This window comes from Pedobacter jeongneungensis (genome assembly GCF_000633455.1).
GTDB lineage: Bacteria > Bacteroidota > Bacteroidia > Sphingobacteriales > Sphingobacteriaceae > Pedobacter > Pedobacter jeongneungensis_A.
In genome coordinates, this window is sequence record NZ_AYMG01000038.1 from 120,296 (window position 1) to 136,630 (window position 16,335).

Annotated in this window: 12 protein-coding genes; 3 read left to right on the top strand and 9 right to left on the bottom strand. The window is 41.8% G+C overall.

What is annotated here, in order from left to right:
* Positions 1-612: 612 nt before the first annotated feature.
* The 7 genes from U859_RS0127820 to serC form a co-directional block, all read right to left on the bottom strand.
* Positions 613-1,767 carry a TlpA disulfide reductase family protein gene (locus U859_RS0127820; protein ID WP_084153167.1) on the bottom strand — a complete coding sequence of 385 codons (1,155 nt, stop codon included), beginning with the start codon at positions 1,765-1,767 and terminating at the stop codon, positions 613-615.
* 84 nt (positions 1,768-1,851) lie between these two features.
* A complete protein-coding gene (locus U859_RS0127825) occupies positions 1,852-3,252 on the bottom strand; it encodes a RagB/SusD family nutrient uptake outer membrane protein (protein ID WP_025146494.1) in 1,401 nt (466 codons plus the stop codon).
* Positions 3,253-3,257: 5 nt separating this feature from the next.
* Complete coding sequence (locus U859_RS0127830; RefSeq protein ID WP_025146495.1) at positions 3,258-6,767, bottom strand: SusC/RagA family TonB-linked outer membrane protein; 3,510 nt, start codon at positions 6,765-6,767, stop codon at positions 3,258-3,260.
* A 206-nt stretch (positions 6,768-6,973) separates the two neighbouring features.
* Positions 6,974-8,104: a FecR family protein gene (locus U859_RS0127835; protein WP_025146496.1), complete on the bottom strand. Its 1,131-nt coding sequence runs from the start codon at positions 8,102-8,104 to the stop codon at positions 6,974-6,976.
* 99 nt (positions 8,105-8,203) lie between these two features.
* On the bottom strand, positions 8,204-8,773 hold the full coding sequence (locus tag U859_RS0127840; protein WP_025146497.1) for an RNA polymerase sigma factor: 570 nt from the start codon (positions 8,771-8,773) through the stop codon (positions 8,204-8,206).
* 644 nt (positions 8,774-9,417) lie between these two features.
* On the bottom strand, positions 9,418-10,590 hold the full coding sequence (locus U859_RS0127845) for a DUF1015 family protein (protein WP_025146498.1): 1,173 nt from the start codon (positions 10,588-10,590) through the stop codon (positions 9,418-9,420).
* Between the two features lie 3 nt (positions 10,591-10,593).
* On the bottom strand, positions 10,594-11,703 hold the full coding sequence (gene serC, locus U859_RS0127850) for a 3-phosphoserine/phosphohydroxythreonine transaminase (protein ID WP_025146499.1): 1,110 nt from the start codon (positions 11,701-11,703) through the stop codon (positions 10,594-10,596).
* Between the two features lie 305 nt (positions 11,704-12,008).
* Here serC and U859_RS0127855 point away from each other — a divergent pair, with 305 nt between their 5' ends.
* Positions 12,009-12,476 carry an Lrp/AsnC family transcriptional regulator gene (locus U859_RS0127855; RefSeq protein ID WP_025146500.1) on the top strand — a complete coding sequence of 156 codons (468 nt, stop codon included), beginning with the start codon at positions 12,009-12,011 and terminating at the stop codon, positions 12,474-12,476.
* A 91-nt stretch (positions 12,477-12,567) separates the two neighbouring features.
* On the opposite strand, the gene U859_RS0127860 is transcribed toward U859_RS0127855, so the two are convergent.
* Positions 12,568-12,807 carry a hypothetical protein gene (locus U859_RS0127860; protein ID WP_025146501.1) on the bottom strand — a complete coding sequence of 80 codons (240 nt, stop codon included), beginning with the start codon at positions 12,805-12,807 and terminating at the stop codon, positions 12,568-12,570.
* A gap of 161 nt (positions 12,808-12,968) precedes the next feature.
* A complete protein-coding gene (locus tag U859_RS0127865) occupies positions 12,969-13,841 on the bottom strand; it encodes a LysR substrate-binding domain-containing protein (RefSeq protein WP_025146502.1) in 873 nt (290 codons plus the stop codon).
* A 172-nt stretch (positions 13,842-14,013) separates the two neighbouring features.
* Between U859_RS0127865 and U859_RS0127870 the strand changes: the two genes are divergently transcribed.
* Together U859_RS0127870 and U859_RS0127875 are read left to right on the top strand one after the other, a co-directional pair.
* Positions 14,014-15,345: an MFS transporter gene (locus U859_RS0127870; protein ID WP_240183109.1), complete on the top strand. Its 1,332-nt coding sequence runs from the start codon at positions 14,014-14,016 to the stop codon at positions 15,343-15,345.
* A gap of 2 nt (positions 15,346-15,347) precedes the next feature.
* On the top strand, positions 15,348-16,082 hold the full coding sequence (locus U859_RS0127875; RefSeq protein ID WP_025146504.1) for an MBL fold metallo-hydrolase: 735 nt from the start codon (positions 15,348-15,350) through the stop codon (positions 16,080-16,082).
* Positions 16,083-16,335 lie beyond the last annotated feature (253 nt).

Consider the following 16,335-nt stretch of genomic DNA (forward strand, 5'->3'; position numbering starts at 1 on the left):
ATATTTAGTTATATTTAATTATCCAAATTTAAATGCATCGTGCCGGATATTTGTAATATTATTTTAGCTTATGATGAGCGAAAAAATGCTTCTGAATCCGATTGCTTCACAAAAAAAGGAATATCTGTTAAGTCCTGAACCGCGATATCCTATTTACACTCCAAGGATGCTTCAGGCAATAGACAACTATTATCTGCTGGCGGGACTTTTATAAGCAAAATGAACAATCTCTTTTCAGAAAAGAATGAAACGAGCGTTTCTTTGTTCATATTAGGGGTGTAGTTTCAGATTTAATGACAAATGAATTCACCGGCCAGCCTAAAAACCTAATGAGTTAATGCTGCTGATGCTTCGGTGTATGGCGTTTCAGGCAAATGATATGAATCATCCGGTGTATATGATAAAACTATGCGATGCGATAGTTTTTTACTGATTTTACTTCGCTTTTTCAGAAACCGCCAATTGTAATGGATTCAGAAACTACAAGTATTATTATCAGAAAAACATCTGTATTAAGCTGACCGGAAGGATTGATTGTAATCCTACTGGTCAGCTTAATTTTTTCTTGGTTTACTAGTGTTGATGAATCATTTCTGGTGAAAATATCTCCAGTTACTTCTTTTCACCAAAAAGCTCGGCAAGTTTTACATCTAGGGCTTTCCCTCTTAAGTTCTGTCCGATAACTTTACCCTGGGGATCAAGCAGGAAATTGTCAGGGATTGTATTTACCCCAAATTGATTTGCCACATCGTTAGGATATTTAAGATCAGAAACCTGCGTCCATGGCAGTTTATCTTCCTGTATCGCTTTAATCCAGGCATCTTTTTTGGTATCCAGGGAGACGGCTAAAATTTCAAATCCGTTACCATTATAAAGATTAAAGGCTCTGAGCAGGTTTGGATTTTCTTCCCTGCATGGGTGGCACCAGGAAGCCCAGAAATCAATAAGCACATATTTCCCGCGGTAATCGCTGAGCTTGATCAGTTTACCGAGGTGACTTTTCTGTGCAAAGTCTTCCGGCACCTTCCCCATTAAATATTTCCTTTCACTAAACTCGATCTTTGAAAACAATGTTTTCGCATTATACCCGGACCGGATGGCTGGATTAAGGTTGTTCAATAAAGATTTAACCTGGTTTAAGGCTTCCAAATTTCTTAAAGGGAGATCATACATCAGTATAAACAGACTGGCCCACTTCTCAGGATTATCCTTGGCAAACTTCTCCAGGTTTCCTCTGCGAAGGCTCGCGGCATTCTGAATTTTTTTATCCAGCACTTTCATTTCCAGGCTGTCCTTATCAGAAAGCGCCTTTTTGTAGGCATCACGCAACTGCGGAAGCTGGGAGAACTGGTCTGCATTTGAGTGGATGAGACTGATTTCGTCCTGAAGTTTTGAGCCAGTAACCGATTTGCGTACAAAAGTTTGTGCTGTGGTTTCCAGGCCCGCGGTAAAAGTCACCGGTGAACCATCCAGGTAAAAACTTGCAGAAGCAGTTTTTTTGCCAGAAAGGTCTTTCAAAAAGACATTTGCGAGTGCCGGCTCCTCTGAATTGCCGGAAATTTTAAATTCACCACTCTTGAGCTTTACCGAATCTATCTTCTGTTTTCCAGCTGTTATCGGACCAATGATATATAGAAACTGCTCTGATCTGGTTCCATTGATTTTACCGGAAATTGAATAAGTTAGTTTTGTTTCCTGTGTTTTGCCTGAAAGTGAATTTAACATCAATAGGGTTATTGACAGGCATGTTTTTATATAATTCTTCATTTTATGGATTAAAAAATTTAGGTTAAAAAGGTTCACAGATTACTTTTTTTTGTAATCAGGAAGACTATGTACCTTTTGCAGTGTTTAATAGTTTTGGGTTAAATTCGGGTTAAAATCAGTGGCACTTTTAGGGAATGGAAATATCCATAAAGGAGAGTCTGGTGTCAGTGTAAAAACCGAGCCGTTCAGGTTCCTTGAAACGTTTTCCTTATTTTCTTCCTCGGTATTCCAGCGCTTGATGTTCGCAAAGTTTTTCCATGTAAACAGCAGCTCTGTGCGCGAGACATTTTTTAAACTGCGCATCGCCTGGGCTTTGGTGTTATCGTTAAGGGGTTTATACTGACTGGGATGGATGCGTAGTTTCCTGATCTCATTTAAAGTTTCCATGGCCGCGGTCAGTTGTTCTAACCTTATCTGGCATTCCGCTTTCATCAGGTAAGTATCCGAAACGGTCATTCCAGCAGAATTCTGCTCATAGTTGAAACTATACCAATAGGCTGTGCCATTAATTTTAGAGCGGCTAAAACCGTTTGTTGTGCTGTAGGTATTGGTATAAAACTTGATTATGCTGCCAGCTTCATAACTATCATAGCGCTCCGGACTCAGCGTACAATAGGTTGGATCCACAAAAAGTGAATTAGCAAAAAACAGGTTATCTGCCGCACCGAGTCCATTTCTGGAAATGGTTCCTGTCCTGAGGAATACGGTGTGATCTTCAAGGGCTTTGTTATACTGCAGGGAACTGTTGGCAGCTTCCAGGGCCCCAGAAAAATTACGCATCGAGAGCAGTATTTTTGCTTTAACCGCATAGGCAAATCCTTTTCCCACCCGCATTGCGTTAATGGGATTGTCGGGAAGTGAATTCAGTGCAAATGCATCATTAACATCGGAAAGCATAAGCCTGTAAACATCTGCGACTGAGTTTTTTTGTGAGATGGCCTCAAAATCGATTTTATTTGCATAAACAATCCCTCCGTCGGTTGAGGAGGTAAGCGGGTCATAAGCCTTCGCATAGATGTTTACCAGAATATAATGGAGGTATGCGCGAAGGATCAGTGCTTCCGCTTTCAGCATTTTCACTTTCTGCGGATCATCAGTTACTTTATCGGCTTGCTCCAGAATAATATTCAAACGGGTATTGATAATAGCGTACATTCCTTCATACTGAGGATCGGTAACAGAAAGTTCAGCCCTGTCAACAGCCTTGTCAAAGGTCAGCATAACGTAATTAAAATCCTTACGTGCGCCGGTTATAATCACCGGGACGTCTTTTGTTTCATAACAGGTTATATCGTTATCAAGTACATAAAGATTCGTGAACTTAAAAGTATTCTGAAAATAGCCCCAGGAATAATTAAGCAGATACTCGAGATCGTTTGCACGCGTCAATAAATTTTTACCTTTCGGAGTAATATCAGTATACTTTTGGCAGGATGACAAGGCAAAAGCGGTGATTATGGTGAGAATAGTGATTATCTTTTTCATAATTTCTAAAAATTTACGTTCATTCCAAGGATATAAGATGTGGGTATTCTTAAGCCCAGTGTTTCAGGATCGATGGAAAGCGACTCCTTTGTCCAGATGATATTAGGGTTATCTATCTGGAATCTGAATTTAATACTGGAGGCTTTCATCTTCGCAGCGATTCTTCCGGGAAGTGCATAAGCGAGTATCAGCGTTCTGATCTTCATAAAATCTGCACGTTTTACGAAATAATCTGCGAACCGAAGTTGATTATTATTGATTCCTGTTTTATAATATTGTCCAAATCCAGGTATGTAACTTTCTAAATTCTGTGGGCTCCAGCTGTTGAGCAGATAAGAAGGTAGTGCTCCGTAAGCAGGAACGGAATAAAGATTCGGGGGATTGTCGCGCAAAGAATGACCTCCGTAGTAAACGGCATAAACGCTCATGCTCAATCCCTTCCAGGAAACTTCGTTATTTATTGCGGCGTTAGTTACGGGCGTTGCTGTTCCCGAGTAAACTACTGCTCCCAGATCAGAACTTGGTACCGTGCCGGTTACCAGAGAACCATTGGAGATAAGGTATTGGGGTTGTCCGTTGGCATTTATACCTCTGTACTGGTAGGAAAACAAGGAGTTGACCGGATAATCAGTCTTAAAGGCCCCATTCCCTGCAAGCGCTGCAGGTGTCTTGATTACATCATCAACGTAAGTTATCCTATTCTTGTTATAGCCCAGGTTTAATGTAGACATCCATCTGAAACCACCATTAAATTCAGGAATTAGCCATTCATAATTTATAGTAGCCTCGACACCGGTGTTGAGCATATCCCCGTTGTTTATGATCAGGGTAGAATAACCTTGGGTCACATCTAAACGTTTTCTGGCAAACAAATCGGTCCCTCTTTTGCTGTAAAAATCCAATGCACCATTCAGTCGGTTTTTCAGTATGGCGAAATCAAGGCCGAGATTAAATGTTTTGGTTTTTTCCCAACGCAGATTAGGGTTTGGAGGAACGGTGACCGTTGCCACAGGCAGATTGGTATAAACCTGGGTACCTCCTATACTTGCCGTAAGCAGGCTGGTGTAGTTGGTGGCAATATTACCCGTTTGCCCGTAACTGGCCCTTAGTTTGAGTACATCAAAATTCACTAATTCCTGCAAAAACTGCTCCTCATTTACATTCCAGACAATACCGGCCGACCACAATGGGCTACCTCTGAATTTTGGGGCACCGCCAAAAAGATCGGCATAGTCCTTTCTGGCAGAGCCAAAAAGGGTATATTTCCGGTCGTAGGTATAAGTTAAATTAGCGTAGACTGATGCATACCTGTGGCGCGTATCGGTGTTGAGACCGAAAACATTGACATAGGGCGCAAATGCGCTTGAATTGGGGTAATTGAAGGCATTCCAAAAGGTGGAAGTTACCCTACTCAGCTGGTAAAAATCTATCGAAGAGGTGGACTGTATCTGAAGTTCATCATCATACCCAAAAAACCCACCTGTGGTACCGTAACTTCTGGTCTGCCTGAATTCATTTCCCGCGATTGCGTTTAGGCTGTGTTTGCCAATATCTTTGTTAAAATTGATTTGAAGACGGGCGGTGTAACTCGGTGATTTTAACTGATTGGTCAGCAAGCGTCCTCCGGCAGGCAATGTTCTTGCATAGGTCGCCGAGGCACCTGTCCCTGTTTGTTTTGCATAGGTATTGTTCAGCCAGCGCATCAGGTAACTCTGCGCTTCAGAGTAGCTGGAAATATCGGTATTATTATCCTCATACTGGAACTGGGGGCTGATGGTCAGTCCTGAAAAAGGTTTGATTGCAATGTTTATGAAATAACGTGAATTACGGGAAGTCGTGTTGCTGTAATCCCTTTCGAGCTCTGTAAGGTGATTGAATTTAAGGGAAGATAATCCGCTGGTGGTTTCAAACACATTATTGTAGGTGCTGTAAGGATTAAAGTCGGAGAGGTTGTAGGCTGCTCTGGAACCGTCCGGATTTAATAATCCGAAGTAGGCCGGAACGTTAAATGGATTAAGCGCATCCGCATTTCGCTGCTTTCGGACTTTCCCGATTATCGTATTGATTCCGAAATTTGCCTCAACCCATTTGTTCAGGGTATAGTTTGCTTTATAAAACAAATTCAGCTGCCTGTTGGATGCATTAATCAGTCCAAGGTTATCGGTTTTATAGTTAACAACCAGGCTGGATGTAAAATTATCCCTGTTTACCCTCACTGCCATATTGTATTGCTGGATGAGCTGATTTTCCAGCGCATTGTTTTTATACTCCGCTAAAAAATCATGCGTTTTAAGTTCTGCCAGTCCTGCATTTAGCTGCGCTGTTGTTGAAATACCTTTTGCCCGCTGATAGTGCAGGTAAGCTACGGGGGAAATCCCGTTACCGGCCTGGATTGCAGACTCAAAATTTCCGGTCATCGTTGCTATCGTCCCCAAAATCCCGCTATTGAAATAATAGTCATAATAGTTGCTTTCGAAATCCACCTGCTGAGCGGCACTCATGTAATTATAATTCCCATAATCGGGTTTTTCAAAAAAACTGATATTCGAAGAAAAATCAATCTGGGTTTTTCCCTTTTTATTAGCTTGTTTAGTCAGGATTACAATTACTCCGTTTGAAGCCCTGGCGCCATAAATTGCTGCTGCAGCGGCATCTTTAAGTAAGGTTACACCCTCCACATCATACGGATTTATATCTGCTATGCTTCCTTCAATGGGAAAACCGTCTACAACCAGAAGAACATCGGAACTGGCGTTCAAAGTTCCCACACCACGAACCCTTGTTGCGCCGTTATACTGGAGAAGACCAGGCATTCTTCCTTCCAGATTGGTCAGTATATTGGTTGCATTTCGCTTATCCAGTTCTGTACTGGTCACTGTACTGGTCGCACCGGTCATTTTTCTTTGCTTGATTGTCTGATAACCGGTATTAATGGACACTTCTTCCAGGGCGATGGAAAGTGGCCTCATTACAACATCAATCAAAGGACGTCCGGCAACTTTTACTTCCTGAGTCTGCATGTCTACGCTGCTAAAGACCAGAATATCCTCTGGCTGAGGTACAACGATACTGTATTCGCCCTGGCTGTTGGTCGATACCCTGGTCTGGGTACCCTTCACTGTTACGGTAACAAACTGGAGCGGAATTTTTCCGGAGTCGGTCACCTTACCAGCAACAGTGGTTTGCTTAAAGGAGGATAAAAGATTATCCAGGAATGATTTTTTTTTTGCCGCAATGGCTATGGTTTTGTCCCTAATAATGTAGCTGAGCGGCTGCTCACGAAAAACAAGTTCCAATACCTCCTCTAGTTCTGCATCGCTGACCTTTAAACTTACCGGTTGTGCACGGTCAAGTTCCGATTCGGTGTAAATGAAATCGAACCCACTCTGTAGCTGCAGCTCTTTGAGCACATTCCTTAAACTGGTCTTGCTTTTATGGATTGTAATTTTTTGAGCAAAGCTTGCTGCACTCACCTGGAGCAATGTGGCTATCACTATGGCGGTAGTTAATCGCATAATTAGCAAAAATTTACGGACATACCTTTTCGGCACACCCTTGGTTATGATGTAATTTTTATACATTTGTTTGTTTGGTTACGCAGGGGGGTGTTTGAAGGACGTTACCCCTGGTGGTTGGTTGATAGTACTATTGATCTCTGGCCAAATTTTTTGCAGGTTCCGTTTCGACCGGAACCTGTTTTTTATCGAATGGCAATAGGTATTTACTGGCTAACGATTATCTGCCTCCTTTCTATTTTAAAGTGAACCTTCCCTGTTAATTCGAGTATGGATAGAACCTTTTCGATACTGTCAAATCTGGAAACCGTTCCGCCAAAGAGTTCTGTAGGTACTGGTCCTTGATAGACAACGTCAACATCATACCAGCGTGCTACCCTTTTCATAATTTCTTCAATACTGGTATGGTCGAAAATGAATTTGTTATCTTTCCATGCAACTGCAAGCTGAGTGTTGGCGGTCTTTACCTCTAGAGAACCCCTGGCCGAAATTGCCTGTTCACCGGGTTTAATGCGTATTTTTTCATCAGGTTTTTCGGATAGTGATACCTGAACTGAACCACTTTCCAATGTGGTTACCGCTTTTTTTTCATCCGCATAGGAACAAATGTTAAAGTGTGTCCCAAGAACCTGTATTTCCTGCGTGGACGTCTTTACGACAAATGGATGATTTTTATCCCTGAATACCTGAAAATACGCTTCTCCCTGAAGCTCAACTACCCTTTGTTTGCCAAACTTTATTGGAAATTTAAGCGACGATCCGGCATTCAGCCAGACTTTGGTTCCATCGCTTAAAACCATCTGGTACTGTCCTCCCCTGGGCGTAATAAGTAATGAATTGCTGTTCATATCCGATCCGGCCAGCTGGCTGGCTACGATTGAACCATCTGCATATTTTATATTATTTCCCTGAACACTGACCCATCCCCTGTTTGCATCCAGCTCAATCTGTTGTCCACTGGCAAGTTTCATCATTGCCCGGTTGCGTCCTGGCTGTATAGTGGAGTGACCCTGAACATAGGATGATTTGTGGAGATCACGATATTGATAAAAGGCAAAGATTGCCAATCCCAGAAGTAGCACTATCGAGGCCGCCGCGACACTAGGCCAAAGAATTTTTGATTTCGGATAAATCGCAGCTTTTCGCTTGATTTTTCGGAACAAATCCTTTTCGAACTGCGCCTCATCTGTAGAAGGCGTTCGAGGCACCTCCACAGGATTAAGATCTATCTGGCTAAACCACAGCTCAAACTCCTTTGCTTCCCTGGTGCTAAGCTCCTGGTCAAGCCATTTTTGAGCCAGTTCCTCAATTCTGTATTTGTCTGGTTGGATCTCCATTTTCTGAAAGCTTCTTTGATAATAAGTACCATGAAGCCTAAAAAGGAAACAATTATTTTAAAAAAACACCCTAACTTACTGATTAAAAGCACGATAAAATCACAGCAAAATACTTGACAAATAGGAATCGAGCTTTGAGCGCAGCGTTTTTTTTATCCTGACCAGTTGAGTGTTTACGGCCTTTTCGGTCATATTCAATAGCAGCGCAATCTCCTTGTGGGTCTTGCCATCTTGTTTATTCAACCTAAATATTAACTCACTTTTTTTAGGAAGTTCAACGATCAGCTGTTCCAGACGTTCGCGAAGGTGTTCAAAATCCAGGTACTCCTGAGTTGAATTATCCAGCAAATCATTTTCATGTCCCAGCTGCTCAGAATAAATGCGCTGAAAACGGCTACGTTCAAAGTGCTTGATAATACGGTACTTTACAGAGGTTAACAGATAGCTTTTAAGTGTTGATGTAATCCCGAATGCGGTTCGTCTTTTCCATATCGACACAAAAATATCCTGCACAATATTCTCTGAATCTTCAAAGTCGTCAATTTTATTTGATGCAAAGAAGAGCAGTTCCTTCCAGTAACGAAGATAGATTTCCTCAAAAGCGCGGGCATCACTTTGGGTAAGCAGTTCCACGAGCTGTTCGTCACTATAGTCTTTATACGCTATCAATTTTTTGCATTTATGTCGATGCTAATTTAATAATTAATATCATTAACGGATACAAAATGAAAACCTAAAGCAGCAATACAGAGGGAAAACCCAGCAATGTGTTAAAACCCGATGCCGTTGATCTTCTGATCAGCAGGGCCAAGCAATTTCAAATACAGGTTATGCGTCAAAGACTAAATGCATTATGTGGATATAAATTTTCAGTCAGAGGTTGTCCCTGTAATAGGATCAGGAACTATCATGCTCAACGGGCAAAAAATCATACCAGACATCTATTGTAAATGCAAAGATACCTGGGGGGATTTATTAAATTCATTTTAGCACCAATACATTCCAAAAATGCCTAAAATGTATAAAACAACCGAAGTTGATCTGATTTAGATCAATACTATCACTTTGCACTTGCCAATCAATTAAACAATCTTCCTGCAAATCAATAAAAAGGAAAAACTTTCAAATTTTAGCTCTAAAGCCAGTGAATATGATCATCGCCATTGTCGCTATTGACCTCTCGGGAAACCTTTTTCTTTAAAGAGACCAATATAAAAATTACCGCGCCAAGTAGAGTAAGGGACAGTAAATCATTGAATGTCCAGGAGGACAGTAGGGATAAGATTCTAATCATAAGCTATTAATATTTTTTTTTACATGTCAATTTTAGGATTTCTGTTCATTATTTCCTGAGCATTCAGCAAAAGTCCGTAAGGAACCTTTGGCTCAATATAGCTCGATTTCGGGGGGAAACACTGCCCCTTGTCTGAGTGCTCCAGAAGTTTACAAATACTCATGGGAAACAGCGTAAAAAGTACAAAATCAGTCCTTTCAGTTATTTTTTCCATCGTTTCTGCCAGATCTGCCAGCGGATCGCTGACCAGACTGGGATCGGTTTGTGGCGAAGATATGCCGAGCATCGGGCAAAGAACATGTTCCTGAAGAATATGCACATCGGCCATTTGCGAAAAGGCGTATAAATCGGATTTCAGATCCAACTGGTACCATTGCCCTTTCAGGCACATTCCGAATCGATGAAGGCGATCGGGCAGGTATCGTTTATTTGAAGGAACAGCGGATATAAAGAACAATTTCGATATCGAGGTCAAAAAAGCCCCTTCATCAAATGCTTTATCCAGACTGATTAGCCTGGTAAAGGAGGAGATATTAAGATCAGCGGTACCGACGAAAAGGGCCATAATCCATTGCCGACTTTGCCTTTGCAGCCTTCCGGCTGCAGCAAGACGGTGGTGTCCGTCCCCAACATAAATATTTCCGGCCCTTTCAAAGAGCATTGTTATTTCCTCCAGATCCTGGGGGCTGGAGACTTTCCACAATCGGTGTATCCTACCTTCCTGTAAATATTCTGTAAAGTCATTACCCTGAATGATCTTGGAGATGAAATCGCTTATTCCCTGGTGGTTGCGGTAGGTAAGCAGTACAGGTGAACCCTCGAGTCCCAGGCAAGAGCGGTACTCCGCCAGTCTGTTCTCCCGATCCGCCAGGGTTTTTTCATGAGGAATGATCACGCCATCGATAAAGTCCTGAACGTCCGCAAGTGCCCATACACCCCGCTGGCGGCCGAGCACAGACTCTTGCTCGTAGATAAAAATAGCCTCATTTTCCTGGTTCAGGTATTTATTATTTTTAACCAGAAGCAGGAGTTCTTCTTCAACTCTATCAATCCTTCCGGTTCCCATTCCTGCATCACCCCTACCCTCAAGGGCATACTTGAGTTCCCGGTTTCCCTCACCGGCTCTGCGCAACAGGCCTGTAAACCATGATTGCTCAGGACATAATGCCCTAAATGCGCTGATATTTGCCATTTCTTACTTAATAATTGATTTTGACACTAGTGGAACAGCCCTAAGTTCCTGTTTTTCGAATACCTTCATCAGCTCTACCAACGCTTCAACCGCCTCAATCGGAAGCGCATTATAAAGGGAAACCCTGAATCCTCCAACAGATCTGTATCCGCTAATGCCCACCATTCCATGACCGGAAGCCATTTTAAAAAAGGCGCTTTCAATTTCAAGGTCTCTGGCTTTAAAGGTAATGTTCATCCTGGAGCGGTGTTCAGGGTCGGCCGTTCCTTCAAACATTGTATTGCGGTCAATCTCTGCATAGAGCAAGGTGGACTTGGCGATGTTGACCTGTTCTATTTCGTCCACACCTCCTATGCTTTTTAACCACTCCAGGTTTAACATCGCCACGTAGATAGAAAATACGGGCGGCGTGTTAAACATACTAAGGTTATTACGGTAAACCCTGTAATCGGACATAGAAGGAACTGCATGTTTAACTGAATCCAGATAGGTATTTTTTGCAATCACTAATGTCATCCCTGCGGGTCCGAGATTTTTTTGTGCACCGGCATAAATGAGTTCGAAATCACAAACACTGATTTTTCGTGAAAAAATATCCGATGACATATCACACACCAGCGGAATTGCAGTCTTGGGAAAACTGAACATTTCGGTACCTTCAATGGTATTATTGGAAGTCAGGTGCAGGTATGCGCTACCATATGCGGGCTCAAAGCGGCAAGGGATATAGTTGTATGCTTTATCTCGCGAAGAGTCCACAATCTCCACCTCACCAAATAACCTGGCTTCCTTGATGGCTTTCTGAGCGAAAACCCCGGTATCCAGATAACTTGCCCGCTGTTTCCCCTGTAAAAAATTTAGTGGAACCATAGAAAACTGGGTACTCGCTCCACCTTGCAGAAAAAGAACGGAGTAGGTGTCGGGAACTTGGAGTAATTCCCGTACAAGGTTTTCTGTTTTTTGTACGACCGCCTCAAAGTCAGGACTTCGATGAGAGATTTCCAGTATGGATAGCCCCGTGCCGTTCCAGTTTATTACTGCCTGAGACGCTTTTTTTAATACTGGTTCTGGGAGTATACACGGGCCCGCTCCGAAGTTATATATTTTTGACATAAACAATATAGTTTTAACAACTGTAAAGTTCACTATATTAATACCTTACAAAAAGTTAAAAAAGTTTAGCGATAAAAATTACTGATTCCATACTGAGATACCGGGCATAAATTCTGCAATCGTATTTCTTTATATTGTATGACAGAATTTTATTTGGCGAAGCACATAAAAAAGTAAAACTAAATGTATGTTACACACTAAGTAAAATTTAAATTGATGAATTAACACCATAAATACAGTATTATCATATATTTGACAATACATAAACCAAATAACAAAATAAACAATACACACTAAGCTTTTATATGTCAATCCCTAATTTAGATAAAACTGATAGAGCAATATTGAATTTACTCCAAGCAGACGGATCAATGACCTACAAGGAAATTGCCGGGAAAGTTGGCAAAAGCATGACCAGTGTTGTTGAGCGAATCAGGTTTTTGAAATGTAATCATTATATTAAAAGGACGGTTGCACTGATTGACATTGAGAAAGTACGTCCACTGATGGTCGCTTTTCCCCATATTCAACTTAAAGAACATTCTCAGGAAAATATTCTGGATTTCAAAAAAAGAATGTCTACATACGCTGAAGTTATGGAATGCTTCCACCTAACCGGGCATTTTGACTTTATGATCAAAATTGTACTTCCCGACATGGTGGGCTACAATGAATTTATGACTACTAATATCGCAAGTTTGCCCTACGTGGGTGCTATCCAGAGTTTCCTAGTCCTTTCGGAAACCAAGCATGAAACGGCATACCTACTCTGATAATTACTGTAATCCAGCAGGAGCGAACACTATTAAATGGGTCGGGAACTATCTTAACCTAATGCCATTTTACTTAGCTAAAAGACTGGATTTAAATGAATAGTGATAAGATCGAATGAATGATACCTGCTATTTTCCCACCAGTACTATTCCCTTTACTGGATTCATCTGCTGATGGAATCAAATCACGACCCGACTCGCGAACCTGTGGATAATTATGCAGCTGTTCGAAATAATGCTGATGCTGAAGAGCAGCATCTAAATAAAATTGTAATCCCTGATCCTCTATATAATCATCCAGGTCATATTGCTGTCTATTTGATGTATCCATCGTATAATCCTCGCTTTTTCTGCCGATTTATTCAATCAGCAATTATTTAGGCAAAATTCTGAAAGTAAAATGAATTCACAAAACACTTAATTTAGGTTAAATCAATCGATAAAACAGATTGATAATATCCTGTTAATGATGATACGCTGCAAACCTTCATGTCAGTTTTGTCCAAGCAAAATTCTGAAGAATTCTGTCGCAGACTTTTTCTCATAGGCTTCCTTGAGGGAAATGATTACTGCTTTCCTGATCATATTGGAACCGGTTATGGGAATACTAACCAGATTATCGTTTATATTGAGTGTGGTTTCCGCTAAAATCGTATACCATTGACCGGTTCTGACCAGTTCGAGGAGCGTGGGAATATCGTTAATTTCAATGGCTACCTCAGGTGAGCAGTCTGATTTTTTAAATATGCTGTCGATAAACCTCCTGGTACTGTAACCTGTTGCGGGCAAAACCATTGGCAATGTCTGAATATCAGAAAGGCTTACGGTTTTCTTTCTGCAAAGTGCCGAACCTGATGAAGCTATGAGACACATCTTTGATTCAAATAGCGACTGCAACTGTAAACTCTGGTCGTGGTAAACTTCTTCAAAGCTAAGCACGAAATCAAGCCCGGAGTGATTAAGCTTGTCAACCAGTTCTTCCGAGGTCGCAAAATACACGTTGATTTTTATTTTTGGATATTTTTCAGCAAAATGGATAAGTGCTGGAGTGAGTATATATTTCAGTCCGTAGGTTACCCCGATGTTGAGTTGCCCGGTGTTGAGCTGCTGGAGATCCAGCATGACGGACTTACCGTCATTCGCCCTGGCGAAAGCGGAACGTGCATGCGGATAAAACAGTCTTCCTGCTTCGGTCAGTTCAACGCGCTTACCGATTCTGTTGAACATGGGCAGACCAAGTTCATCTTCAAGTTGCCGAATCTGCTGGGACAGCGTACTTTGGCTAATGAACACCTCCCTGGCGGCCTGGGTAAAATTCAACAGGTCGGCAGCCTTCAAAAAATATTTCAATTGTCGTAATTCCATATACAAATTTAATAAAATCAATCTAAAATACAGATTGATATGATATAAATAATCTATTTTGACGATTAAAATATTCTTTGGAGATTTGTCCTGACGGCAATATAATAGTCCTGGATTGGGCACTCCCCTATCTTGCCTTCCTAATTTTATAGCGATGAACATGTTTCGTTCAATGAAGTACCGTAACTTCAAACTCTTTTTTTACGGTCAATCCATATCACTGATAGGTACCTGGATGCAAAAAACAGCCGTAGCATGGCTTGTCTACAGGCTTACCGGTTCTGCCCTGCTGCTTGGGCTCACCGGGTTTGTGGGCTTAATCCCTTCTTTGATTCTCTCTCCCTATGCGGGTAGTCTGATTGACAGGTACAACAGGTATCACATCATGGTTATTTGTCAGCTCATTTCCATGCTGCAGGCTGGTGCCCTGGCTTTACTGATATTATTCAACCATTACAACATTACAGCAATTATTTGCCTCAGCCTGCTGGCCGGTATCGTTAACGCATTTGATTCAACCTGCAGACAATCATTAATGGTTGACATGGTTGATGATCCGCAGGACCTACCCAACGCGATTGCACTTAATTCAACAATGACAAATTTCGCCAGAATTGCAGGACCTGCTGTGGCAGGCTTAGTGCTGGGCCAGTTTGGGGAGGATGTCTGTTTCTTCGGAAATTTCTTTAGTTATGGCCCGGTTCTGATTTGCATATTCATGATGAAACTGAATCTTGCAGAACGCAAAAAGGCTACCCAGGGAACCTGGGAAAGCCTTAGAGAGGGCTATATTTATGTACGTTCTAATCCGGATATCAGGTCACTGATTATCCTCCTTTCCGTAAGCAGCCTGCTGGTAATGCCCTTCGGAACATTGATACCCATCTTCGCCAAGGATATTTTCAACGGGGATGCCAATACCTTCAGCTGGTTCGAAATTGCAGCAGGGCTGGGCTCGGTCTTCAGCGCCGTTTATCTGGCCAACCTTAAAAGTGACAAAGTGCTCTTACCCCTCATTATCACTTCCAGCATCATTTTCGGGATAAGCGTCTTGTTTGTCGCTTACAGTAAAAACCTGGCGTCATCGCTTTTCTTCATGGCCATCAGCGGAGCCGGAATGATGGCACAATCGGCTGCGATAAATACCTATTTGCAAACCCACACCACTTTGGATATGAGGGCAAGGGTAATCAGCTATTATATTATGGCCTATCAGGGAGTCATGCCTATCGGCAGCCTGTTGGTCGGCTGGATGGCAGGCCTGATTGGAACGCGGGTGACAGTGGGTGTTGAAGGCATTATGGGCATATTAGCCGCCATAGTCTATCTATTACATCAAAAAGGGCGATATCAGACCTCGAAAGATTTGTCAGGTTATGCACAGCCAGTCAATCTCTTGAACTATACCAGCCAAAAAATAATCCGCGCCTGTTGGATAAGGACTTCATTTAGAAAAAAATGGGACGTGAATTTAAAATCGAATGATAAAATAAAAAACACATAAAAATGGAAATAATACCATTGACACAAGGCAATTTTCAGGTTGATAAAAACAAAAACTTCATTCCCATTATCAGCGAAAATAATAACCAGGGAATTTCTGATGGTTTGAATATCTCCGTCAGACCCTTTGTAGTGATTACTTCAAACCAGACTATACTGCTTGATGCAGGGCTTGGCTCACGGGATCAAGAGTCTCCGCCGCTCAGTGAATCTATACGTGCACAAGGACTTGTTAACGATCAGATCACTACAATCCTTCTTTCCCATCTTCATAAAGACCACATCGGAGGTTTAGGTTATTTCAGGAACGGAAGTTTTAGACCTCAATTTCCAAATGCAAAGATCTATCTACAGGCCAGGGAGCTTGAATTTGCGCAATCACAGACCCAAAACCCGTCCTATGACCAGTTATTACTCAATGAACTGGCTTGTATGCCCAACCTTATACGCATGGATAAACAAAGTGATTCTATCACTCCGGAAATTTCTTACCAGGTAAGTGGCGGCCATACCCCTTACCATCAGGTATTCTGGATCAGAGCGTATGGCAAAACAGTCTTTTACGGTGGGGATGTCCTGCCTAAAATAAGCTATATAAACTTCCCTGGCGCATACAAAACGGATCATGATGGAAAGCTGGCCCTAAGGGAACGCCAGCAATGGGTTAAAACCGCGACGAAAGAAAACTGGAAAATTCTGCTTTACCATGATTCCCAAAATGAAGCAGCCTTCCTTTGACCGCTGAATACGGATTTAAAATTATTGAATATAATCTCAAAAAGAGTTCCAGCACATCTCCACTTGAACCGACAAAATACTATCTCTTACCCCACGGAGGTAAAGAGATTTCTGTTTTAAAAAACAGGTAAAATTTAAGTTGGCTACCTGCCTCTGGGGATGCCGAGTGAAAACTTCGTGCTGTATTTTTTACGAGGAAAAAGCATACAGATGATATAGATTGATAAAAAAAACACCAAAATACAAAAATTCC

Coding starts and splice junctions, on each gene's coding strand:
- U859_RS0127835 (WP_025146496.1), bottom strand. CDS start 8,104: ATGGAGATCCAACCAGACAAATACAGAATTGAGGAACTGGCTCAAAAA.
- U859_RS0127855 (WP_025146500.1), top strand. CDS start 12,009: ATGTCAATCCCTAATTTAGATAAAACTGATAGAGCAATATTGAATTTA.
- U859_RS0127825 (WP_025146494.1), bottom strand. CDS start 3,252: ATGAAAAAGATAATCACTATTCTCACCATAATCACCGCTTTTGCCTTG.
- U859_RS0127830 (WP_025146495.1), bottom strand. CDS start 6,767: ATGCGATTAACTACCGCCATAGTGATAGCCACATTGCTCCAGGTGAGT.
- U859_RS0127865 (WP_025146502.1), bottom strand. CDS start 13,841: ATGGAATTACGACAATTGAAATATTTTTTGAAGGCTGCCGACCTGTTG.
- serC (WP_025146499.1), bottom strand. CDS start 11,703: ATGTCAAAAATATATAACTTCGGAGCGGGCCCGTGTATACTCCCAGAA.
- U859_RS0127820 (WP_084153167.1), bottom strand. CDS start 1,767: ATGAAGAATTATATAAAAACATGCCTGTCAATAACCCTATTGATGTTA.
- U859_RS0127845 (WP_025146498.1), bottom strand. CDS start 10,590: ATGGCAAATATCAGCGCATTTAGGGCATTATGTCCTGAGCAATCATGG.
- U859_RS0127870 (WP_240183109.1), top strand. CDS start 14,014: ATGAAGTACCGTAACTTCAAACTCTTTTTTTACGGTCAATCCATATCA.
- U859_RS0127875 (WP_025146504.1), top strand. CDS start 15,348: ATGGAAATAATACCATTGACACAAGGCAATTTTCAGGTTGATAAAAAC.
- U859_RS0127860 (WP_025146501.1), bottom strand. CDS start 12,807: ATGGATACATCAAATAGACAGCAATATGACCTGGATGATTATATAGAG.